The organism is Novosphingobium sp. BW1 (assembly GCF_008107685.1).
Taxonomy (GTDB): Bacteria; Pseudomonadota; Alphaproteobacteria; order Sphingomonadales; family Sphingomonadaceae; genus Novosphingobium.
In genome coordinates this window covers 120544-142618 of the sequence record NZ_VIRF01000065.1, presented here as the reverse complement: position 1 = coordinate 142618, position 22075 = coordinate 120544, and the positions used below count along the sequence as shown (strand labels likewise).

Sequence of the window (22075 nt, the reverse complement as noted above, 5' to 3'; positions counted from 1 at the left end):
CCAAGCGGACGCGCGATCAGCTTGACGGTGTATAGCGCTCGTGCGCGGTGACCGGGTGGAAGGCCGGGCTCCCGCGCCCGGTGGTGTAGACCTCGGCGCGGAGCCAGGCCTCTTCCTCGGCCCGCTCTGCCTCGGGTATTTCGCGTGACCAGAAGCGCAGGACTGCATTCCAGCGGTAGCCGCGCGACTTGAGCCTGTCCTTCGATTCGAACGGCGCGTCCACCGCGTTGACGCGGTAGCTGGGCGCCTGCGAACGCGCGAGGAGGTCGCCCAGCACGGTGCGCCCATCGGCAAGGTCGTGCGCCAGGAGATAGATCAGCGCAAGAATGTCGTTCTCGGCGCGGTGCCCCTCGTAGAACCACCCGCACTGGAACACGAGATGCGCCAGTGCGCGGCCATCGAAGCCAAGGTCCAGCCAGTCCGGCTCGGCCAGCGAACATGCCCAGGCCTTGCCCGCCAGCGCAGGCAGGCGCTTGTCCACGAAGGGTCGGTCAAAGGCGGCGTTGTGCGCAACGATGAGATCGGCCGAATCCAGGATATCGACTGCAGTCGCTTCGTCTATCGCCTGATCCTTGAGAACCTCGTTGGTGAGCCCTGTCAGCTGGGTAATGCGCGCATCGAGCGTGCGGTCCGGATCCTCGCGCCAGACGCGCGGCGTCCCGACCTGCACGATTCGGCTTGCCGCATCGTAGCGAAAGCGCTGCACCGCCAGTTCGATGATGACATCGCTCTCATGGTCGAGGCCGGTCGTCTCGACATCGACGGCCACCCCCACGAAAGTCTCGGCGCCGGGCCGGGCCGCGTGAAAACCCCGCACGGCCTGCAACTTGCGCAAAACGCGGTAATCGGGGCTCGTTTCGAGAAAGCGCGCGGCCCGCGCGAATTCGGTGTCAGGAGAAAAGGCGGGAGAACTCGACATCGCCGGGGCGATAGCGCTCCCTGCGCCCGGGGGGAAGATGGCCTGAAGCGACCTGGTATCTGCGCATGCCGCCCTGTCCGCTCCGCAACTCGATCCAGCGCGCAGGGGCCACGCCTTGACGGGGGGGAGCTACGGCACAAGGCAGTGGTCGCGTCCAGCGGACAGCCGGGCGCAAGCCACGTTGACGTTTAGCCCGCGGGCCACCACGAGCGCCCTTCCCCTCCGGACCGCCGACCGGAACCTGCCTGCGGCCCTGTGACCACAGCTGTGGCTCGCCTTGTGGAAGATTGATCACCCGAATGCGTCTATCAGATCTGTTTGCCTTTCCCTCTCACGACATGGCCATCGACCTGGGAACCGTGAACACGCTTGTCTATGTCCGCGGCAAGGGCATCGTCCTCAACGAACCCTCGGTGGTGGCGCTCGAAACGCGCGGCGGTATCCGCCGCGTGCGCGCGATCGGCGCCGATGCCAAGCTGATGATGGGCAAGACGCCGGAAAACGTCGAGACAATCCGCCCCTTGCGTGATGGGGTGATCGCCGACATCGAAGTGGCCGAGCAGATGATCAAGCACTTCATGAGCAAGGCCCACGGCCGACCGGGGCGCCTGCCGCGCCGCCCGGCCGTCGCGATCTGCGTGCCCGCGGGCTCGACCCCGGTCGAGCGCCGCGCGATCCGCCATGCGGCCCAATCGGCGGGCGCCTCGCGGGTCTGGATAATTGAGGAATCGATGGCCGCCGCAATCGGCGCAGGAATGCCCGTGACCGAGCCCATCGGCGGCATGGTCGTCGACATCGGCGGGGGGACGACCGAAGTCGCGATCCTCTCGCTCAGCGGTCTTGCATATAGCACCTCGGTGCGCGTGGGCGGTGACACGCTCGACGATTCGATCGCGCTGGCCATCCGCCGCAAGCACAACCTGATGGTCGGTGAGGTGACCGCCGAGCGCATCAAGATCCAGATCGGCACCGCCCGCGCGCCCGCCGAGGGACGGGGGCGCACCATGCAGTGTAAGGGCCGCGACCTGGTGCGCGGCGTGCCCGCCGAGATCGAGATCAGCCAGGCCGAAGTCGCCGAGGCGATCTCCGAGCCGGTCAACCAGATCGTCGAGGCCGTGCTTAACGCGCTGGAGAACACCGCGCCCGAACTGGCCGCCGACATCATCGAACAGGGCATCGTGATGACGGGCGGCGGCGCGCTGCTCACCGATCTTGCCGACACCCTTTCGCAGGCAACGGGCCTTCCCGTGGTGGTGGCCGAGAACGCGCTTTTCTGTGTGGCCGAAGGCGCTGGCCGCGCGCTGGAGGACACGGTCTACCAGGGCGTGCTAAACGAAGCCTGAGGGCGCAGTAACGCGTACAAAGTCAGAAGGATACGTCCAAGGCCATCGCCCTCGGGCGCCCGCGACCTGTCTGGCAATTGCAGAGAGGTCGCTTGCGGAATTGCGCCTTCCGGCTACCACGTTCGGCATCGCCGATTTTGGCTCGGCGCAAAGACACCAGGAGGAATTGGCCCGTGACGACGTTCGGCGAGAGCCGCAAGATCATGTCCCCTCGGCAGATGCGCAAGGCCACACTGCGCAGGATGGCGCCAGCCTGCGGCCTGATCTTGGCAGCTCTCCTTTCCGCGGCCCACGCGCCCACCCTTGCCTCGGACACAAGCGACGAGGCGCAGGTTCTGGGTGAACAGACCGATCCCCATGCCGAATTTCTCGCTAGGTACGCCGCATGGGCGAAAGGCATCGAAACCAAGGGGCAGGCGCGCGGGACACCGCTGACAGCCGAGCAGACCGACCTTGCAAGGCAGATCGGCATTGCCCACCCCGAAAAGGTCCGCCTGGTCCATGTCGAGGCCGTGCCGTTCCCGACGCAGGACGAAGCCATGCGCAAGATGGGGGAAAGCCTCGGCTTCATTGGGCCCGGCATTACCAATAACGCGCAGGCCTTCGGGTATACCATCTGGGTGCGCGACGGGTTCACGCTGGATCGGCCCAGCCTGGCGCACGAGCTGGTCCACGTGGCCCAGATTGAACGAAGTGCGAATTTTGATGCCTACGTGCAGCGCTACATGCAGGAGCTGCAGACCTACGGCCACGCCAAGATGCCCCTTGAAGTCGAAGCCTACGAGGCCAATCGCACGTATCGGTAAGACCGGATAGGCTGGCGTGACCAAGGGCGCCGGGCCGCTATCCATTTCCTCTTCGCCCCTTACCTTGGTCGCCCGGGCGCGGCCCCGGTCGGACCTTCCGTAAGGCCCTGTGGCCCGATGCCTGGCGCCCGCTCGCAACAGACCGATCAGGCCCCATACAAAAATGGATTTGCTCTATTCATCCTGGATTGTTGCACATGCAAATGACTCGCGATAGCTGGCGCGAATAATTCGCAATATCACATTTTGGGCGTCGAGGGGCGTCCACCCGCTTTCGCAACGACCATTCGACTAGAGGCTGCCGGTGCGGCCTGCCGGGTGACGCGCGATTGCGGCGCTTTCGTATCCAGGGGGCCACATGCCGAAGACCAACCGCCACATCTTCTCCACCGCCTCGCTGCTCACGCTGGCGCTACTGCCTGCACAGGTCCATGCAGCCGATGCCACTGCGGACGCCGCGAGCGCAGCCAATGCGCAGTCGGTGGGCATGAACCGCAACGAAGCCGTCCCGGCGGACATCGTGGTCTCCGCCACGGGCTATGAACTCAATGTCCAGGATGCGCCCGCAACAATTTCGGTCATCACCGCCGACGAGATCAAGCAGCGTTCCTACACCGACATCACCGACGTGCTGATGAACGTGCCAGGCGTTCACATCCAGGGTGGGGGTGTCGAGCAGTCGGTGATGATCCGCGGCATGAGTTCGGACTACACGCTGTTCCTGATCGACGGGCGGCGCATGCAGGACAACCAGGCCTTCGGCCTCAACGGCCAGCAGGCGGGCACCCCGATCAACTTCCTACCCCCGCTCGATTCGATCGAGCGCATCGAGGTCATCCGCGGTCCTGCCTCCTCGCTCTATGGCTCGGACGCGATCGGCGGCGTCATCAACGTGATCACCAAGAAGGTCATAAACGAGTTCAGCGGCAGCTTCACCACCGAGTACATCAAGGCAGGCCCGGGCAATGACGTCACCAACGACGGCATCAACGCCAGCCTCGCGCTCAACGTGCCGCTGATCCGCGACCGCCTCTCGGTCCAGTTCACCGGCGGCGTGCGGTATCAGGACGAATCCGACTTCGTGGGCGGGGGCGACAGCGCGGCCGCCGATCCCGAATTCAAGCGCCGCAATGTCGGCGCCAAGCTCAGCCTGCGCCTCGACGATGACAACACCTTCACGGCAGGCGGCACCCACACCATCCAGGAGCGCACCTCGACGCCGGGCAAGAGCCTGGCCGAGGACGACGACCTCACCTTCACCAAGACCCTGCGCGACAACTTCTTCGCCACGCACGAGGGCAGCTACGGCGATCTCATCTGGAACTCTTACGTCACCTACGACAAGTCTTCGAACCCCACCCGCGTCAACTCGGAAACGGGCAACGGCGTTGATTTCGACACGCTGGTGGCCAATTCGCAGGTGGCGATCAGCCTGGAGCGCCACAAGGTCGTGGCGGGTGTCAACTACTTCCACGAAAGCCTGGAAGATGGCGCCACCAACGGCCTCAACCTGCCCGGCATGGTCGTGCCCACCGACATCGTCTCGATGACCCGCAACCAGTACGCCGCGTTCCTGGAGGACAACTGGGAGATCGTCGATGACCTCTCGATCCTGCTGAGCGGACGCGTCGACCACAGCGGGGCCTTCGGCACGCGCTTCAGTCCCAAGGCCTATGCGGTGTTCCGGGCCACGGGCAGCCTCACCATCAAGGGCGGCGTCACCACCGGCTACAAGGTGCCCAGCCTGCGCCTCGCGGCCACCGATTTCGGCTCGACTTCGCGCGGGGGCGTCATCATCGGCAACCCTGACCTGATGCCCGAGAAGACGGTGAACTACGAGGCGGGGGTCAGCTACGTGAACCACGAGCTCGGCGTCTCCTCCAGCTTCACGGCCTACCAGAGCAACTTCAAGGACAAGCTGATGCGCACGGGCCGCATCTGCGAGGCTGACCAGATCTGCGAATACAACGGCACGACCTACCCCGCGCACCAGTTTGGCTACACCAGCTACATCAATGTCGACACCGCCGAACTGAAGGGTGTCGAATGGACTCTGGACTGGCGCCTGATCGACGGTCTGCGCTACCGCCACAGCTACACCTACTCCCACACCGAGCAGACCTCGGGCGACAACGAGGGGCGTCCGCTCAATGACATTCCCAAGCACATGTTCAACGCTTCGCTGGACTGGGATCTCAACGACATGATCCGCGCCTGGGGCCAGCTCAACTACCGTGGCCGCACCTCGGGCCGCTCGACCAATTCGAGCGGGTCGCAGACCAACGGCTTCACCTACGCGCCCTACACCTTCTACAACCTGGGCTTCAACATCGAGCCCAAGGACGGCCTGCGCGTGAACCTGGGCGTCTACAACGTCACCAACAAGCAGGTCACGCCCGAGGACGGCTTTGCCTATGTGCTCGACGGCCGCCGCTTCAGCGCTTCGCTGATGGTGGATTTCTAGGGGCGCGCGTCGCCGTACCCCGGGGCACACGCTCCGGGATACGGCGCATGAATACGGGTTATCCATTCTTGAGGGTTGCACCCGACACCCACCGGCTTCGTTCGCTATTGCGAAATATTAGCAATAAATGGTAGTCCTTCCCCGACAGGACCATTACACCGCACCGGAAGGACCCCCATGCACGCAAGGACCAGCGAGGCGAAAGGCACACGCCACACAGCTCCGGCTCCGGCTTCAGCCCCGGCACGTCGCCCCCGCAAGGCCCGTGCCTTCTGGATGAAGCAGCTCCACACCTGGCACTGGATCAGCGCCGCGCTCTCGCTCGTGGGCATGCTGCTGTTTACCGCCACCGGCTTCACCCTCAACCACGCCGCCGACATCCCGGCCGAGCCCGTGCGCGCCGAAATGCAGGGAGCCCTCTCCAGCCAGACGCTGCGCTTGCTCGACACCGAGAACACCGAAACCCGACCGCTGCCTCCGCCTGTTGCCGCCGCCGTGCGCGAAATCACCGGCCTCTCCACCACCGGAATCGAGGCCGACTGGAGCGCGTCGGGCGAAGTCTACCTCGCCATGCCGGGCCCCGGCAGCGACGCCTGGGTCAGCATCGACACCGAAACCGGCGAGGTCCTGGCCGAACGCACCGACAGGGGCTGGATCTCTTATCTCAACGACCTCCACAAGGGCCGCAACACCGGCTCTGCCTGGGGCTGGTTCATCGACCTCTTCGCCTTCGCGTGCCTGGTCTTCACCCTGACCGGCCTCGTCCTCCTGCAACTCCACGCACGCAACCGCCCGCTGACCTGGCCGCTGACCGGCCTGGGTCTCGTGATCCCGCTCGCGGTTGCCCTCCTCTTCATCCACTGATCCGAGCGAAAGGCCTTTTGCACCATGCCACGGCTTGCAACCACCACCGGCGCCACCGCCCTTGTCGCAGGCGCAGCCAGCGCCCTTGCCGTCCCGGCGAACGCCGAGACGATCCGCGTCACCATCCCGCGCATCAAGGTCGCCGAATACCATGCGCCCTATGTCGCGGCCTGGCTCGAACCCGAGGCGGGCGGCGCGGCGCGCACGATTTTCGTGTGGTACGACGTCAAGAAGAAGGGCGCGGAACCGGGCACGAAGTGGCTGACGGACCTGCGCACCTGGTGGCGCAAGGGCGGTCGACGCCTGAAGCTCCCGGCGGACGGTGTCAGCGGCGCGACCCGCACGCCGGGCTCCTACGACATTCCCCTCCCCGCCAATCTCCCCAAGGGTGCCTACGTCCTCAAGGTCGAGGCTGCGCGTGAGACCGGAGGCCGCGAGATCGTGTCGCTGCCGATCACCGTGCCGGGCGCTAAGGGCACGGCCTCGGGCAAGACCGAGCTTGGGGCCATCACCATCCGCTGAAGTCGTCCGCTTCCCATTTCCTGTCACGTAACGGCCCGGGAAAGGGCCCAGAAAGGTTCTGCCATGAACTCCCGCACTCTCTTCTCGCGTCTCGCGCTCGCCTCGGGGCTGTCGCTGGCCTCGCTCGCGGTGACGACCAGCCCCGCATCGGCGCACCGCTTCTGGCTGGTGCCCTCGGCGACGACGCTCTCGGGCACCGACCAGACGATCTCCTTCGACGGGGCGATCTCGAACGACCTGTTCCACCCCGATCACATGGCGATGCCGCTCGAAATCCTCACCATCGTCAAGCCCGACGGCAGCATGGGCGAGATGCTCAAAGCCGCCAAGGCCCGCCACCGCAGCACCTTCGATGTCGCCATCGACCAGGAAGGCACCTGGTGGGTGGGTGTCACACGTCAGGGCTACTTCGGCTCGTTCAAACTGAACGGTGAGGAATGGCGGGTAGGTGGCCGGGGCCGTCCGCGTCCCGGCGACAAGCGCGTGAACGGCATCTCCGAGATCCCCGAAGGCGCCACCGATATCGACCTGACAGAGAACCTCAGCACCAACGGCACCTTCGTGACGGCGGGCATTCCCGACACCGACGCCTTTACGCCGACCGGCAAGGGCCTTGAACTCCAGCCCCTGACCCATCCTGACGATCTCGTCGCCAACGAGCCGGGCCGCTTCCGCTTCCTTATCGACGGCAAGCCCGCCGCAGGCGTCAAGGTCACTGCAGTTCCGGGCTCCAAGCAGTACCGTGCAAACGAGATGGTCACCACGATCGAGACCGGCGCCGACGGCATCGCCACCATCGCCTGGCCGACGCCGGGCATGTACTGGATCGACGCCAGGGCCGAGGACACCAACCCGTCCGAGGCGCGCGCGAGCAAGCGCCGCATGGGTTACACCTTCACCGCCGAAGTGGTCGCACCCTGAGCGCAAAGCCCGATAGCCACGGGCCCGATAGCCACGGGGAGGACGGCGCGCGGATCGCCGTCCCCCTCGACATCTCGCCCGACATCCTCACGGGATGGCGCGAGGGCGCGCCGGTGCATGCCTTCGAGGGCGAGACCATGGGCACGCGCTGGCGCCTGAAGGCCCTGCTGCCCGAAGGCACCGTACCCGCAACGATCGCCGCGCTTCTGAACGCACGGCTCGACACGCTCATCGACCAGCTCAGCCACTGGGAACGCGACAGCGCCATCACCCGCTTCAACCACGCCGAGGCGGGAAGCTGGCACGCCCTCGAACCCGATTTCGCGCAGGTCACCGCCACCGCGCTCGAGCTTGCCGCGCGCAGCGAAGGCACCTTCGACCCCGCCATCGGGGTGCTCGTCAACCTGCACGGGTTCGGCCCCCGCCCCGCCCCGCATCAGCCGCCATCCCAGGACGCCATTGCCGACGCGCTCGCCGTCTCGGGCTGGTCGCGGCTGGACTGGGAGGCGAAAACGTCCCGGCTGCGCCAGCCCGGCGGGCTGCACCTCGACTTTTCGGGCATCGCCAAGGGATATGGCGTCGATGCCCTCGCCCAGACGTTGGAGGAGGCGGGTCTGCGCCACTTCCTTGTCGAGATCGGCGGCGAGTTTGCAGGCCGCGGCCTGCGTCCCGACGGTGATCCTTGGTGGGTCGAACTCGAAACCCCGCGGCCTGCTCTGTCGCAGGGCATTGCGCCCTTGCGGCTGGCGCTGTGCGGGCAGGCCGTCGCCACCTCGGGCGACTACGTGCGCGGGTGCCACACGATCGACCCGCGCGATGGCCAACCCGTCCACCATGTCCTCGCTCTCAGCGTGATCGACAAGGCGACGATGCGCGCGGATGGCTGGGCCACCGCGCTCGGCGTCCTGCCCCTGCCCGAAATCGAGGCGCTCGCCACGCGCGAGGCACTCGCGGTCCGCGCGCTCATTCGGCATCGCGAGGGAATCGTCGAATGGATCAGCCCTGCCTTTGCCCGCATGATGGAATGACACCGAAGCGCGCATGTGCATATTTTGACGCATCTTAGGAAAGAGAAGCACAAAAAATGCACATCCACATGCGAAAATCCAGATAAAATATTTTATTTTCATATATTTGAATGAATATCGAATCGACTTGATCCCATTCGATGCGATGGGGATAGGGCGGCCACCACCTGCGGCGAACGTCCCGAGACGCTCACACCGCGAACCAGGCATTCCCACTCCCAGGGTCAGCACAGAAGGGACACGATGTTCACCACGCCCCCCATCGCCTCCTCCAAACAGGCACAGCCCGCAGCGAGGCGCGCATGAAAAAAGCCCTCAAGATCATCGGCGGCGTTGTAGCCGTCTGCCTTGTGGCCGCAGCCGCGTTCCTGCTGCGCCCGGTCAGCTGGGGCGGACACCCCGAGGCCGAAAACGAAGAGCCGGTCGACGTCGTCCTGATCGGTGGGGGCATCATGAGCGTCACACTCGCCACCTACCTGCAGGAGCTCGAACCGACCTGGGACGTGCATCTCTACGAACGCCTCGACCAGGTCGCCGAGGAAAGCTCGAACGGGTGGAACAACGCAGGCACCGGCCATTCGGGCTATGCCGAGATGAACTACACCCCCGAGATGCCCGACGGCTCGATCAACATCGACAAGGCCCTCAAGACGGTGAGCGACTTCGAAGTCTCGCGCCAGTTCTGGGCGCATGAAGTCGAACTGGGCAACCTTCCCGAGCCCTCCACCTTCATCAATCCCACCCCGCACATGGCCGTCGTCTTTGGCGAGAAACGCATCGAGTTCCTGCGTAAGCGCTGGGAAGCGCTGACCGCAAACCCGATGTTCTATGGCATGGAGTTCAGCACCGACCCTAAGCAGATCGCCGACTGGGCTCCGATCCTGATGGACGGGCGCGCGCCGGCCGAAAAGGTCGGCGCGACGTTCATGCCGCTGGGCACCGACGTTAACTACGGCGCGATTACGCGCGGCCTTGCCGATGGCCTGCGCCGCAACCCGCGCTTCCACATGCACCTCTCCAACGAGGTCCGCGGCCTGCACCAGAACGCAGACAAGACCTGGAACGTGACCGTGCACGACCTCGCCGCGAACGAGGACCACACGATCAAGTCGCGCTTCGTCTTCATCGGGGCGGGCGGCGCGGCGCTCAAGCTGCTGCAGCTTTCAGGAATTCCCGAAGGCAAGATCTACGGCGGCTTCCCGGTTGGCGGCCAGTTCCTGGTGATGGACGATCCCAAGATCGCCGATAACCACAAGGTCAAGGCCTACGGCATGGCCGACGAAGGCTCGCCCCCGATGTCGGTCCCGCACATTGATGCCCGCAAGATTGACGGCAAGAACTACGTCCTGTTCGGCCCCTTCGCGCTGCAGAGCACGAAGTTCCTCAAGAACGGCTCGTGGTGGGACCTGTTCTCCTCGGTTTACGACACCAACGTGGGCACAATGCTCAAGGTGGGCGCGGACAATTTCAGCCTTGTCTCCTACCTCGCCGACCAGGCCGCCCTCACCGATGAGGACCGCCAGAAGCAGCTCGCGCAGTACTTCCCCAAGGCCACGCGCAAGGACTGGAAGCTGATCACCGCAGGCCAGCGCGTCCAGATCATCAAGAACGATCCGGAAAAAGGCGCGATCCTGCAGTTCGGCACCGAGATCGTCTCGGCCAAGGACGCGTCCATCGCCGCGCTGCTAGGTGCCTCGCCCGGCGCCTCGACCTCGCCCTCAATTGCCTACAACGTGCTCAAGAAGGTCTTTCCGGACCAGGTTGCGGGCCGCTGGAAGGGCAAGCTTGACGCGATCTATCCCGCGCAGGACCAGGTCCTGAACGATGATCCCGCGCTGGTGAACCGCATCCGCAAGACCACCAGCGACGCGCTCAAGCTGCCCTACATCATGGTGCCCGAGGACCTGAAGGCCACGAAGGCCCCGGCCAACGACAACGCCCCCGCCTCGGGCAATCTCAACTCCGAAATGCAGGCGTTGTAAGGCACGCACACCAGTCACCCACGGGAAAGCCCGGGGGGAGAGATCCTTCCGGGCTTTTTCGCGCGCGGGGGTGGGGGGTCAGCGTGCGGCGACCGGGGCCTCGGGCGTACGGGCCGGAGCAGGGCCGCCCCCGATCCTCTCGGACAGGCGGATCTGAGGAATGCGCGTGGCGACCAGCGCGGCCAGCACAGTCAGGCCGCCGCCCATGGCAAAGTTTACAAGAAAAGCGTTCTCGTAGACCTGCGCGAGTCGGGAGAGCCCTTCCGGACCCAGCGCGCGCGCCAGCACCGCGCCCTGGCTGACGACTTCCTCCACGCGCTCGCCCGGGAACCAGGCCAGCGCGTTCGCGCGGATCTGCTGCGAGAGGATAAGCCCGGCAATGCCCACCCCGGCAACGGCCGCCAGCTGGTTGCAGAACTGCATCGAGGACGTGCCGAGCCCCAGGTCTTCGCGCGGGACGGTGTTCTGAAGCGCGACCATCAGGTTGGGCATGCACAGCCCGCCGCCAGCCCCCATCATCATGCAGCTCACGATCCAGGCGGGCAGGCCAAGCTCCAGCCGCGTTACGGCGGCAAGGCAGAAGAACCCGCATGCCAGCAGCGCCATCCCCCCCACGATCGGCGTCTTGTAACGCCCGGTGCGCGCGATGATCTGTCCGCCGATCAGCGAGACCGCAGTCCCGGCAATCACATGGGGCAGCAGCATCAGACCGGACTGCGCGGTGGAGAGCCCCCCCACCATTTGGAAGAACAGCGGTAGGTAGACCGAGGAGCCGAAGAAGGCGAGGCCGATCATCGCGCTGGACAGAACTGTGCGGGCAAAGACGGGGTTCGCCAGCATACCCACGGCCAGAATGGGCTCCGCCGAGCGCCGCTCCTGCCAGATCAGCAGCGTAAAGGCGCCGACGCAGGCCAGCGCTAGCGCCGCCATCTCCCAGACAGAGACCGCCCGTGTCCCCTCCAGCGCGCCGAGCAGCAGCAGAAAGCTGACTGTCCCCACGACAAGAAGTGCAATGCCGGGGAAGTCGATCACGTGCTCGCGACGATGGGCAAGACGGCGCGGCAGGACGAACCACAGCACTGCCAGCGCCAGCGTGCCAATCGGCAGGTTGATGTAGAACACCCAGCGCCAACCCCAGTATTGCGTCACCGCGCCCCCCACCACCGGCCCAGCGATCCCGGCGAGCAGGTTGGTGAGGTTGAAGAGGCCCTGGTAGCGCGGCCGCTCGCGCGGGCTGACGATGTCGCCCATGGTCGTCATCGCAAGGACCTGCACACCCCCCGCACCCAGCCCCTGCACCGCGCGAAAGAGGATGAGCTGCAGCATCGAGCTGGCAAGGCCGCACAAGAGCGAGCCCAGGAGGAAGAACGTGATCGAAACCGTGAAAAGCGCGCGCCGCCCGTAGATGTCGCTGAACTTGCCGTAGAGCGGCATCGTCGCCGTCGAGGCGAGCATGAAGGCGGTCATCACCCAGGACAGGCGCTCTAGCCCGCCGAACTCGCTGACGATGAGCGGCAGCGCGGGATTGATGATGAAATTGTCGAGCGAAGCAAGCGCGGTAGTCATCAGGAGCCCCACCAGCGTCGCCCAGAAGCGCAGGCGCCCCTGCGCTGGTGCCTCAACGCTGTCTGCCGCGCTCATCCGCTCACCCCGACAGAGGCCGCGCCATCCTCAAGCCCGGTTTCCGCCCCACCACGCCGGCGGCAAACGCCGAGGTATGCGAGCGCCACCACCGAGAAAATCATGTGCAAGACGCCGATCATGACGAAAGGCGCGGTCAGCCCGATGATGTCGAAGAGATAGCCCGCGACGAACGAAACCACGACCACGCTCACCGTCCCGAAGAAGGCAAGAAGGCCATAGGCCGTACCGCGCAAATCGGCGGGCGCCTCTTCGCCAAAGAGGGCCTGCTGAGCGATGGTCTGGGTGCTCTCGGCATGGCCGATGAACAGGGCAAGGATAAAGATCTCCCAGCCCGTCACGCTGTCGACCAGCGGTGCGCAGAGGAACGCCGCGCCAACCAGAACGAGGCTCAGGATATAGATGAAGAGGCGGTCCACTTTGTCGAGGATCGGGCCCAGAATCGGAGGCACGACGAAGGAGGAAACGCGCATCAGCGCCACGACCGTGCCCGCAATCGCCAGCGCCTCGGTGGTCGAGACACCCTCCTGCGCGCCGCGCAGCGTGATCCACAGCGCGAAGAAGGAGCCGACCACCGCCTCGTCGGTACGTACCACGAAGGAGGTCAGGAGCAGCACGCCGAACCGGCGGTTGGTGCGGGTATAGCCCACGATCCGGCCGAAATTGCGCGTAAGGTCGCGAAAGCCGCTTGTTGCGCGTGCCATTAGCGGCGCGCGCACGGAGCCCGGCGGTGGGCCTGCGGGCCGGTCAGGCAGCAGGAACAGCGCGGTGATGATGGCTGCGCCAAACCCCACCGCGCCGCACAGCCACAGCGCGAAGGTGCCCGCCTGCGCCACGTCATACCCAGCGGCGTTGAGCCAGCCGGGCAGCGCCCCCCCAATTACGCCCACCATCAGGATATTGATGAGCCCGTAGAAGATCATCACCAGCGCCATGAATTTCCCGCGCGAACCGTTGTCGACGTAGTCATAGAACTTTGGCGGTCCGCTTGCGGTGTGGGTGCTCGAGGCAATGCCGAAGAAGAAGCGGATGATGAAAAGCGTGACGACACCGCCCGCCAGCGGATAGGCAACGGCGGCGAGGCTGTAGCCGGTCAGCGCGAAGACCAGCAGGGCCTTGCGCCCGATCTTGTCGGCGAGCGCGCCGGCAAAGCTGACGCAGACCAGCACGACCGCCTGCTGCACGGTCATAAGCTGCCCCGCCAGTCGCCCCTGCCGCTCGGGTGCGACACCGATCATTTCAGAGAAGACGTAGGGCTGCATCAGGTTGATGAAGGCCGAGACCATCACCGCGATCCCGGTAATGAACAGGAACACGAAGACCTCGCGCACCGGAACCCCCTGCGCCAGGACAATCGGGCCGATCCGTGCCGGGGCGGCCTGCTCGCAGGGAATGGACGAATCGCGCCTGTTCATGGACGGTGCCTTTCGCGCTGAAGGTAGGAAGAAATGGCCACGCCATTTGGCGCCCGCAGCCTCCAATCAGGGCTCAAGCATATGACGAGGCGGGACCGTTTCCACTAAATTGGGCATGCCCCCAGGGCCTTTTTGATATGTCTATTTCGACTATTGTTCGAACCTTGCCTTGCGACTTACGCTCCATGCCATGGGGATTTGACCCGGACTGGCCCGTTCATTTCCGGCCAGCTCCGATCGGCGCGGCACAACGTGCGGCCTTCAAGGGGGCGACCATGGCAGAGCATTGGGATATCGCGATCATCGGCGGCGGCACAGCGGGGCTTCCCGCGGCCATCGCAGCGGCGCGCGGAGGGGCCCGGGTGGTCCTGATCGAGGCAGCCGAGGAGCTGGGCGGCACGCTGCACCTCACCGGCGGCAGCATTGCCGGCGGCGGCACGAAGGCACAGCAGGCCAAGGGCATCACCGACAGCGCCGAGCAGCACTACCGCGATTGCCTCTCCATCGGCGGCGGCAGCGCCCAGGACGACGTCCTGCAGCTCTGGACCCGCAACGCAGGCGCGACCATCGACTGGCTCTATGCCGAGGGTGTCCCCTTTGGCGAGCAGATGCCCACCTTCAGCGCCGCGCACGAAGCTTATGACGCGCCGCGCACCTTCACCCCGCCGCGCGGGGGCAAGGATCTTGTCGACACGCTCGTTCCCAAAGTTCTCGAACTGGTCGCACAGGGGCGCATAGACCTGAGGCTGGCAACGCGCATGACCGCGCTCGAAACCAATGCCGCAGGCGCCGTCGTCGGCGTAGAGGTGCGCGGGGCCGATGGATCGCAGACCACGCTTGAGGCCGATAACGTCGTCCTTGCCTGCGGGGGCTACGGCGCCAATGCCGCGCTGTGGGAGCGGCTCCATCCCGGCACCCCTTACCGCACCTACGCCTGGGCCACGTGCCGGGGCGATGGGCATATCGCGGCCGAAGCGGCGGGCGCGGTGCTAGCCCATGCGCAGAACTTCCTGCCGACTTATGGCGCCTCGGAGGATATCGATGCGCCCGGCACCTTCTGGATCCACTCGATGGTCGCACCCTCGATGCGCGCGCCCTGGGAGATCAACGTCAACATGAAGGCCGTGCGCTTCATGCGCGAGGACCTGCCCAGTCCCGATGGGCGCGAGCGCGCGCTGCGCGCCCAGCCAGGCCAGACCTTCTGGACGATCTATGACGCAGCGATCCGGGCCGAGGCCCCGCCGCTGTTCCGCTGGGAGCCGGAAAAGGTCGCGCGCGCCTTCGCGCAGAGCCACGATTTCGTCGAGGCGGCCAGCATTTCCGAACTGGCCGGAAAATGCGGGCTCGACGCGGCCACGCTGAAAGCCACCATCGCCGCCTACAATGAAGGGCAGCAAAGCGGGCAGGACGCCTTCGGGCGTGAGCACATGCCTTGCCCCGTGGCCCAGGCGCCATTCTACGCGGTCCGCCATGTCTCGACCTCAGTGGTGACCTGGGGCGGGATCACGGTCGATGGCGAGCTTCGCGTGATCGACGCACAAGGCGCGCCGATCCCGGGCCTCTACGCCGCAGGCGAAGTGCTGGGCATGGGCGTCTTCGGCGCGGTGTTCCTCGGCGGATCGACGATGTCCTCCGCGCTCACCTTCGGCAAGCTGCTGGGCGAACGCCTGTCCGCCGCAGCCGCCACATCGTACACCCACATCGCCGCACAGAGCCCGGCATGACCGGACGCGCCTTTCAAGGAGACCTTCCATGCTGACCGACCGCGGATTTTCCAAGCGCAACCGCCGCGTGCGCAGCCTCGATGTCGAAAGCTACTCGGACTTCGTCTTGGGCTTTCGCAACTGGACCTACAACGATCTCGACAAGCCCGCGCGCGAACGCGCCGACGAGATCATGACGGACCTGCGGCTCAACGCCGAGGACGCGCCGCTCGATGCGTTCCGTGACCAGTTCCATGACGATCCGGTCATCGCCACGCGCATCCGCGCCTGGCTCTCCAGCCAGCAGCTGATGTGGCAGAACGTGCTCGACCACTACGAGCAGCACAAGGACTTCTACCACGCCGACATGCAGGACGTGGACGACAAGGGCCCGGGCACGCTGGAACTCAACACCGGCATGGACATGCCCGACTATGTCAAGCACGAGATCCACATCCAGCCCGGCGGTTACACCGGCAACGACTTTGCCGGGCCGCTCTACCACTATGGCACTAACACCTTCTACAAGGGCCAGAACAACGAAGACGAGTTCCAGTTCGGCATTGCCGAGACGCTGGCAAAGCCCCGCGACGGCAAGATCGAACGCATCGTCGATATCGGCTGCGGCATCGGGCGCCTTAGTGTCGCGCTTGCCGAGACGTTCCCCGACGCCGAGGTCTGGGGCCTCGACGTCGGCGGCCCGCTGGTGCGCTATGCCCATCGCCGCGCGGTGGAACTGGGAACCCCGGTCCATTTCGCCCAGCGCCTTGCCGAAGACACCAAGTTCGAAGACAACAGCATCGACATCGTCGCGGCCTACATCCTCTTCCACGAAGTATCCGAGCAGGGCGCGAAAGACATCGTCAAGGAGGTCTTCCGCATTCTGCGTCCGGGCGGTGTCTTCGACGTGACCGACTTCCACACCGGCCGTGCCCGCTCGAACGATCCCTACCGCCGCTTCATGGGCTGGATCGACCACGTCTACAACGCGGAGCGCTGGTCGCACCAATTCGGCCAGAAGGACTTCCTCGACACCCTGCGCGAAGCCGGCTTCGAGGTCGAGAAGGGCGAGAACCGGCACTGGGGGATCGCCTGCTACATCGCGCGCAAGCCCGAATAGACCGCCGCATCGCGGCCCCCCGGGGCTGTCCAGACCCCGGCGAGGTTACCGCATTTCCGCAAAGTTCGGGGCCGCCATCTCACGGCACCGGGAGGACCTGTGCGTCCGCACGCCATTTCGACACGACCGAGGCACGACCACGAACAGAGACACGACCAAGAGGGGGGTAAGCGTAACCATGAAGTCCATCACGACCCGTATCGTGAAACGCCGCACCGACCGCCGCCGCCGCGCCTTGCTCGCCGCCGCCGCCGTTCCCGCACTCGCCACCGCGTTGGCTGCAGGCGCCGCGCTGCTGCCCGGCGCAGCGCTCGCGCAGTCGGGCCCCAGTGCCGAACCCGCCCAACCCCCGCACGGCGAGGCCATCCTGGTCACCGCGCGCCGCACCGAGGAGCGCCTTGAATCGGTCCCCCTCGCGATCACGGCCTTCTCCTCGGAATCGCTGGAAGCGCAGGACATCCAGTCGCTCAACGACATCTCCGACAATTCGCCCGGCTTCCAGTTCCAGAACCAGGCGGGCGGCGGCTCGGGGCGTAACGACCGCTCGATCAACAACCTGACCTTCCGCGGCCTGTTCCTCGCCAACGTCACGCCGATCTCGCAGGGTGGTCTTGTCTTCATCGACGGCGCGCCAGTCATCAACTCCTCCGTTCCGGCGATCGACGACGTTGCCCGGGTCGAGGTTCTAAAGGGCCCGCAGGCGGCCTACTTCGGCCGCTCGACCTTTTCGGGCGCGGTCAACTTCGTGACCAAGGCCCCCTCCTATGAATTTGGCGGCCGGATCAAGGCGATGTACGGCAACTACGGCTCGAACCAGGTTTCGGGCAGCGTGGAGTTCCCGCTCATTGACCAGGTCCTGGCCCTGCGCGTGGGCGGCAGCCACGTCTTCGAGGGCGGTCAGTATAAAAACTCGGGCGATCCCAACGAGACCTTCGGCGACCGCAAAAACGATGTGGTCAGCGCCCAGATGCTGTTCGAGCCGGCCTCGAACCTCAAGATCACCGGCTTCTTCTCCTATGGCGAGATGCACGACGGCTCGCCCGCGCAGGCCGCACTCAAGAACACCGAATTCAACTGCGACCTCGGGGGGACTTCGGGCAGCTATTGGTGCGGCGCCCTGCCCAACCGCATGCCCGAGGAGCTGATCGGGGGCAATTACGACCTCGACGAGACCGCTTATGGCATCCTCATCGACAACGTCGATGGCTACCCCACGATCTTCGATCCCTCGTTCAACCCACGCTCCGGGCTCAAGCGCCAGACCGTGCAGGCGGACCTGCGCATGGACTGGGAAATGGGCAACGGCATGCTGCTGAGCTCGATCACGGCCTACCACACCGACCGCACCCAGACCGCGCTCGACCTCACCTTCCGTGACACCAGTGCCTATCCCAACCCCAATTTCGGCATCATCCCGGGCGCGCCCTCGTTCAACCACTGGCTGCTCAACTACCAGACCGACATCAGCGACTTCAGCCAGGAAATCCGCCTAACCTCGGCGCAGACGAGCCCACTGCGCTGGACGGTCGGGGCGAGCTACTTCACCGCTGACTATGACAACGGCGCGATCTACGGCCTCAACGTCTTTGGCAGCGGCAATTCGAGCACATTGCGCAACCAGAAGCCCAAGACCCCCGCAATCTTCGGCGCGCTCTACTTCGACATCACGCAAGACCTCACCATCGGCGCGGAAGGGCGCTATCAGTGGGACAAGATCGAAAGCTCGATCCTCGCCAGCAGCACGGGCGTCTACTACCCCGAACCGCTGGTCTCCAAGGCCACCTTCAAGAGCTTCTCGCCGCGCGTGACGCTGGATTACGCCTTTGCGCCCGACAGCACCGCCTACATCCTGTTCTCGCGCGGGTACCGCCCCGGCGGTTTCAACGACGGCTACAGCGCGCTTACGCCCACCGAGCAGGCCCAGATCGAAACCTCGGCGGGCGCGACCTACGATGAAGAGCGGCTCGACAACTACGAGGCGGGCATCAAGACCGCGTTCTGGGACGGACGCGCCTCGCTGCGCGCGGCGGTCTATATCGACAAGTACCGCGGCGGCCAGGTGGCGAACAGCTACACCTATTATCCCGACGGCTCGCCCACCATCAATCTTCTCAACGTGACCGAGAATATTGGCGCTGTGGACCTGTGGGGCATCGAACTGGAAGGCGATGTCTCGCCGATGGAAGGCCTCAGCCTGTCGGGTTCGTTCGGCCTTGCCGATTCCGAGATCAAGAGCTTCGTGTGCGCCGAATGCCTCAACATCGCCGGGACCGACAATGCCACCGGCAACCGCCTCTCAGGCGTGCCGCGCCTGACCTGGACCGCCTCGGCCAGCTATGAGCATCCGGTCGCGCAGGACTGGTGGGGCTATGCCCGGCTCGACTACCGCCACCGCGGCCGCCAGTACGTCGACTATTACAACGCGGCCTGGAGCCGCAACGACGACAAGGTCGACCTGCGCATCGGCGCGCGCCAGGACAACGGCCTCTCCTTCGAGGCCTTCGCCACCAATCTTTTCAACGAACAGACCCTCACCGGCTTTCGCGGCACCGACCTTGTCACGCTGGCCACCAACGACATCCGCATCGCGCTTCCCGAAAAGCGCCGGCTGGGCATCCGCTTCAGCTACGAATTCTGATCCCCTTCCAAAAGAGAGAACTGCCATGAGTGTAACCGAGGCATCCCGCGACACCGACGCCGAGACCGGCTTCGTTTCCGCCGAGGACGACTTCATCTTCGCGGATTCGGACAACATTTCGCTGTTCCCCGAGCAGGTCGTGGACAACCTGATGCACGTCGTCGTCGCGCTGGGCGCGGAGATGTGGACGATGCGCCGTCGCCTGATGGTGACCGAGAAGGTGCTTGAGAAGGTCGGCGTCTCAAGCGCCGACATCGAGCAGTACCAACCGAGCGAAGAAGACCTTGCCGCCTGGGCCGAGGAGCGTGACATCTTCATCAAGCGCACCTTCGGCGCGCTGGAACGGCGCGGCGGCGCCAACGTGAAGCAGATGGACTTCTCCAGAAACATGTGAGCGCACGGGCCCGGTCCTCCCGACGGGGACCGCCGGGCCTGTCCCTCATTCGCTCAGCAACAGTCCGCACGGCGAATACCCGGGAGAGCCCCCAAGATGCACAGCGAATTCGACGTCCTTGTGGTGGGAGCCGGAACCGCCGGTGTGCCGGCCGCCCTTGGCGCGGCCGCACGGGGCCTGCGCGTCGTCCTCATCGAAGCGGCCGAGGAAATCGGCGGCACGCTCCACCTCTCCAGCGCCTCGATCAGCGCGGCGGGCACCTCGCTCCAGAACGCCGCCGGGGTGGAGGACAGCCCCGAGGCCCACTTCGCCGATTGCCTGCGCATCAACCACGGCACCGGCGACCCCGAACTTCTGCGCCTGTGGGTCGACGAAGCGGGCGACATGCTCGAGTGGCTGCTCTCGATCGGCTGGACCTGCGATCCGGGAGAAGCCGTGCTCGCCCCCGAACACGACCTCTACGACCGCCCGCGCACCTATCGCAGCACCAAGCAGGGTTTCTCGCTGATCGAGGCCTACCAGACGCAGATCGACAAGGCCGTGGCGGACGGCAACCTCACTCTTCTGACCGGCACGCGCTTTTGCGAGCTTCTGCTCGACCACGGGCAGGTCTGCGGTATCGTGGCCAAGACCGGCGAGGACGTGCGCAAGATCGCCGCAAAGGCCGTTATCCTCACCACCGGCGGCTTCAGCGGCAGCGCGCGGCACTGGCAGGAACTCCACGGGCTCGTGCCCTTGCGCTACCACGTCGAAACCGTACGCGGCGATGCCATCGACCCGGTGCGCACGGCCGGGGGGAGGCTGTGGTTCACCGACTACTGCCTGCCCGCCTTCGGCGGCACGCGGCGCCTCGACAGCCCGGCCTCGGCCTGGATCCATAGCGACATCCTGCCCTCGCGCCGCCCCCCCTGGGAAATCTACGTGAACGCGCATGGGCAGCGCTTCATGGCCGAGGACGAGCCCAGCATCGATGCGCGCGAACGCGCGGTCATGGCCCAGCCGGGCTGGGCTTTCTGGATGATCTGGGACGAGCGCATCCGCGAGGACGCCCCGCCCGTCTTCCGTTGGAGCGATGAACAGCTCGACGAACTCCTGCGCGGCGACAACGAGGACTTCGTCGTGGCCGAGACCATCGGCGAGCTCGCACGGCTCTGCGGCCTCCCGGAAAAGGCGCTGACGCAAACCGTCACGCTCTACAATGCAGGCCAGGCCGTCGGCAGCGACATGTGGCGCCGCCAGCACCTGCCCGCCCCCATCGCGCGCGGCCCCTTCTACGCGGTGCGCCACTACGGCTGTTCGATCAGCTGCTATCCCGGCATTCAGGTGAATAGGGACCTGCAGGTCGTCACGACCAGCGGCGATCCCATCGAGGGGCTCTACGCTGCGGGCGAGGTGATCGGCATCGGGTTCCTGGGCCATGGTTTTCTCAGCGGCTCGATCGTCTCCTCCGCGATCACCTTCGGGCGCAAGCTCGGTCGTGAGGTCCTGGCTTGAAACGCTGGGCGCCGCGCGGCTATGCAGCCGGGCCCTACGGCCAGATACACTACCGCCACGCAGGTCAGGGCATGCCCATCGTGCTCCTCCACCAGGCGCCGATGACCTCGGCGCAGTACGATAGGGTGCTGGAGCCACTGGCGCGCCGCGGCTTCCATGCGATCGCCATCGACATGCCAGGCTTTGGCATGTCCGATCCGGTCGCAGGCACCCCGCGTGTGGAAGACTGGGCGGCCTGCGTGCTCCCTGTCCTCGATGCACTGGATCACGGGGCCGCGACGATCCTGGGACATCACACCGGCGCGCTTGTCGCTACCGAGGTCGCGCTCCAGTTCCCGGACCGAGTGCGTGCGCTTGTCCTCAACGGCCCGATGCCGCTCACCGAAGAGGAGCGCGCCGAGTTCCTCGCCAACGGCTATCCGCGCGAGCGCACGATCACCGCCCAGGTCGACGGCGGCCAGTTCGCCGCCGTGCACGCCGCGCGTACGCGTCTGGCTGCAGGCACGATGGAACCCGAGCGGGTGAGCGAATACGTGGTCATGGCCTTTGAAGGACAGGGCGCTTACTGGCATGGACACCACGCCGCCTTCCAGTACCGCCAGGAAGAAACGCTGGCGTCCATCGCCTGCCCTGCGCTGATCCTCACCAACACCGGCGACATCATCCACGACCATGCCCTGAAGGCCCATAAGCTGCGTCCCGATTTCGCCTGGGTGGCGCTCGACGGCGGCGGTGTCGACATCGTTGACCAGCAGCCCGAAGCCTGGGCGCAGGCCGTCGCCGACTTCATGCAGAGTCTCTAGGTTGCGCCTCCAGCGGCG

17 protein-coding genes are annotated in these 22075 nt (G+C 65.6%); 14 read left to right on the top strand and 3 right to left on the bottom strand.

Features of this window, described 5'->3' with window-relative positions; translation table 11 throughout:
- Positions 1-16 precede the first annotated feature (16 nt).
- Positions 17-919, bottom strand: a complete 903-nt coding sequence (locus tag FMM79_RS09790) for a 3'-5' exonuclease (RefSeq protein ID WP_148627320.1) — start codon at positions 917-919, stop codon at positions 17-19.
- A gap of 299 nt (positions 920-1218) precedes the next feature.
- On the opposite strand from FMM79_RS09790, the gene FMM79_RS09785 reads away from it, so the two are divergent.
- From FMM79_RS09785 to mqo, 8 genes are all read left to right on the top strand, one after another.
- Positions 1219-2262 carry a rod shape-determining protein gene (locus tag FMM79_RS09785; protein WP_148627319.1) on the top strand — a complete coding sequence of 348 codons (1044 nt, stop codon included), beginning with the start codon at positions 1219-1221 and terminating at the stop codon, positions 2260-2262.
- 173 nt (positions 2263-2435) lie between these two features.
- Positions 2436-3068, top strand: a complete 633-nt coding sequence (locus FMM79_RS09780; RefSeq protein ID WP_148627318.1) for a hypothetical protein — start codon at positions 2436-2438, stop codon at positions 3066-3068.
- A gap of 358 nt (positions 3069-3426) precedes the next feature.
- Complete coding sequence (locus FMM79_RS09775; protein ID WP_148627317.1) at positions 3427-5532, top strand: TonB-dependent receptor domain-containing protein; 2106 nt, start codon at positions 3427-3429, stop codon at positions 5530-5532.
- Positions 5533-5709: 177 nt separating this feature from the next.
- Positions 5710-6396, top strand: a complete 687-nt coding sequence (locus FMM79_RS09770; protein WP_148627316.1) for a PepSY-associated TM helix domain-containing protein — start codon at positions 5710-5712, stop codon at positions 6394-6396.
- A 24-nt stretch (positions 6397-6420) separates the two neighbouring features.
- Positions 6421-6918 (top strand): DUF2271 domain-containing protein, encoded by a 498-nt coding sequence (locus FMM79_RS09765; protein ID WP_148627315.1) that lies wholly within the window; start codon positions 6421-6423, stop codon positions 6916-6918.
- Positions 6919-6981: 63 nt separating this feature from the next.
- Positions 6982-7839 carry a DUF4198 domain-containing protein gene (locus tag FMM79_RS09760; protein WP_148627314.1) on the top strand — a complete coding sequence of 286 codons (858 nt, stop codon included), beginning with the start codon at positions 6982-6984 and terminating at the stop codon, positions 7837-7839.
- 113 nt (positions 7840-7952) lie between these two features.
- Positions 7953-8867, top strand: coding sequence for an FAD:protein FMN transferase (locus FMM79_RS09755; RefSeq protein WP_240339092.1), 915 nt, complete (start codon positions 7953-7955; stop codon positions 8865-8867).
- Positions 8868-9169: 302 nt separating this feature from the next.
- Positions 9170-10849, top strand: coding sequence for a malate dehydrogenase (quinone) (mqo, locus tag FMM79_RS09750; protein WP_148627313.1), 1680 nt, complete (start codon positions 9170-9172; stop codon positions 10847-10849).
- A 78-nt stretch (positions 10850-10927) separates the two neighbouring features.
- On the opposite strand, the gene FMM79_RS09745 is transcribed toward mqo, so the two are convergent.
- Both FMM79_RS09745 and FMM79_RS09740 read right to left on the bottom strand, forming a co-directional pair.
- Entirely contained in the window at positions 10928-12490 is a 1563-nt protein-coding gene (locus tag FMM79_RS09745; protein WP_148627312.1) for an MDR family MFS transporter, read from the bottom strand.
- Complete coding sequence (locus FMM79_RS09740; RefSeq protein ID WP_148627311.1) at positions 12487-13905, bottom strand: MFS transporter; 1419 nt, start codon at positions 13903-13905, stop codon at positions 12487-12489. Before FMM79_RS09740 ends, FMM79_RS09745 begins: the two co-directional genes overlap by 4 nt.
- A gap of 275 nt (positions 13906-14180) precedes the next feature.
- Here FMM79_RS09740 and FMM79_RS09735 point away from each other — a divergent pair, with 275 nt between their 5' ends.
- From FMM79_RS09735 to FMM79_RS09710, 6 genes are all read left to right on the top strand, one after another.
- On the top strand, positions 14181-15629 hold the full coding sequence (locus tag FMM79_RS09735) for an FAD-dependent oxidoreductase (protein WP_162528476.1): 1449 nt from the start codon (positions 14181-14183) through the stop codon (positions 15627-15629).
- A 28-nt stretch (positions 15630-15657) separates the two neighbouring features.
- Positions 15658-16728 (top strand): class I SAM-dependent methyltransferase, encoded by a 1071-nt coding sequence (locus FMM79_RS09730; RefSeq protein ID WP_148627309.1) that lies wholly within the window; start codon positions 15658-15660, stop codon positions 16726-16728.
- A gap of 178 nt (positions 16729-16906) precedes the next feature.
- On the top strand, positions 16907-19366 hold the full coding sequence (locus tag FMM79_RS09725; protein WP_148627308.1) for a TonB-dependent receptor: 2460 nt from the start codon (positions 16907-16909) through the stop codon (positions 19364-19366).
- Positions 19367-19391: 25 nt separating this feature from the next.
- Positions 19392-19760, top strand: coding sequence for a hypothetical protein (locus FMM79_RS09720; RefSeq protein ID WP_148627307.1), 369 nt, complete (start codon positions 19392-19394; stop codon positions 19758-19760).
- A 96-nt stretch (positions 19761-19856) separates the two neighbouring features.
- Positions 19857-21254 (top strand): FAD-dependent oxidoreductase, encoded by a 1398-nt coding sequence (locus FMM79_RS09715; RefSeq protein ID WP_148627306.1) that lies wholly within the window; start codon positions 19857-19859, stop codon positions 21252-21254.
- Positions 21251-22057 carry an alpha/beta fold hydrolase gene (locus FMM79_RS09710; protein ID WP_240339091.1) on the top strand — a complete coding sequence of 269 codons (807 nt, stop codon included), beginning with the start codon at positions 21251-21253 and terminating at the stop codon, positions 22055-22057. The genes FMM79_RS09715 and FMM79_RS09710 overlap by 4 nt, the downstream gene beginning before the upstream one ends.
- Positions 22058-22075 lie beyond the last annotated feature (18 nt).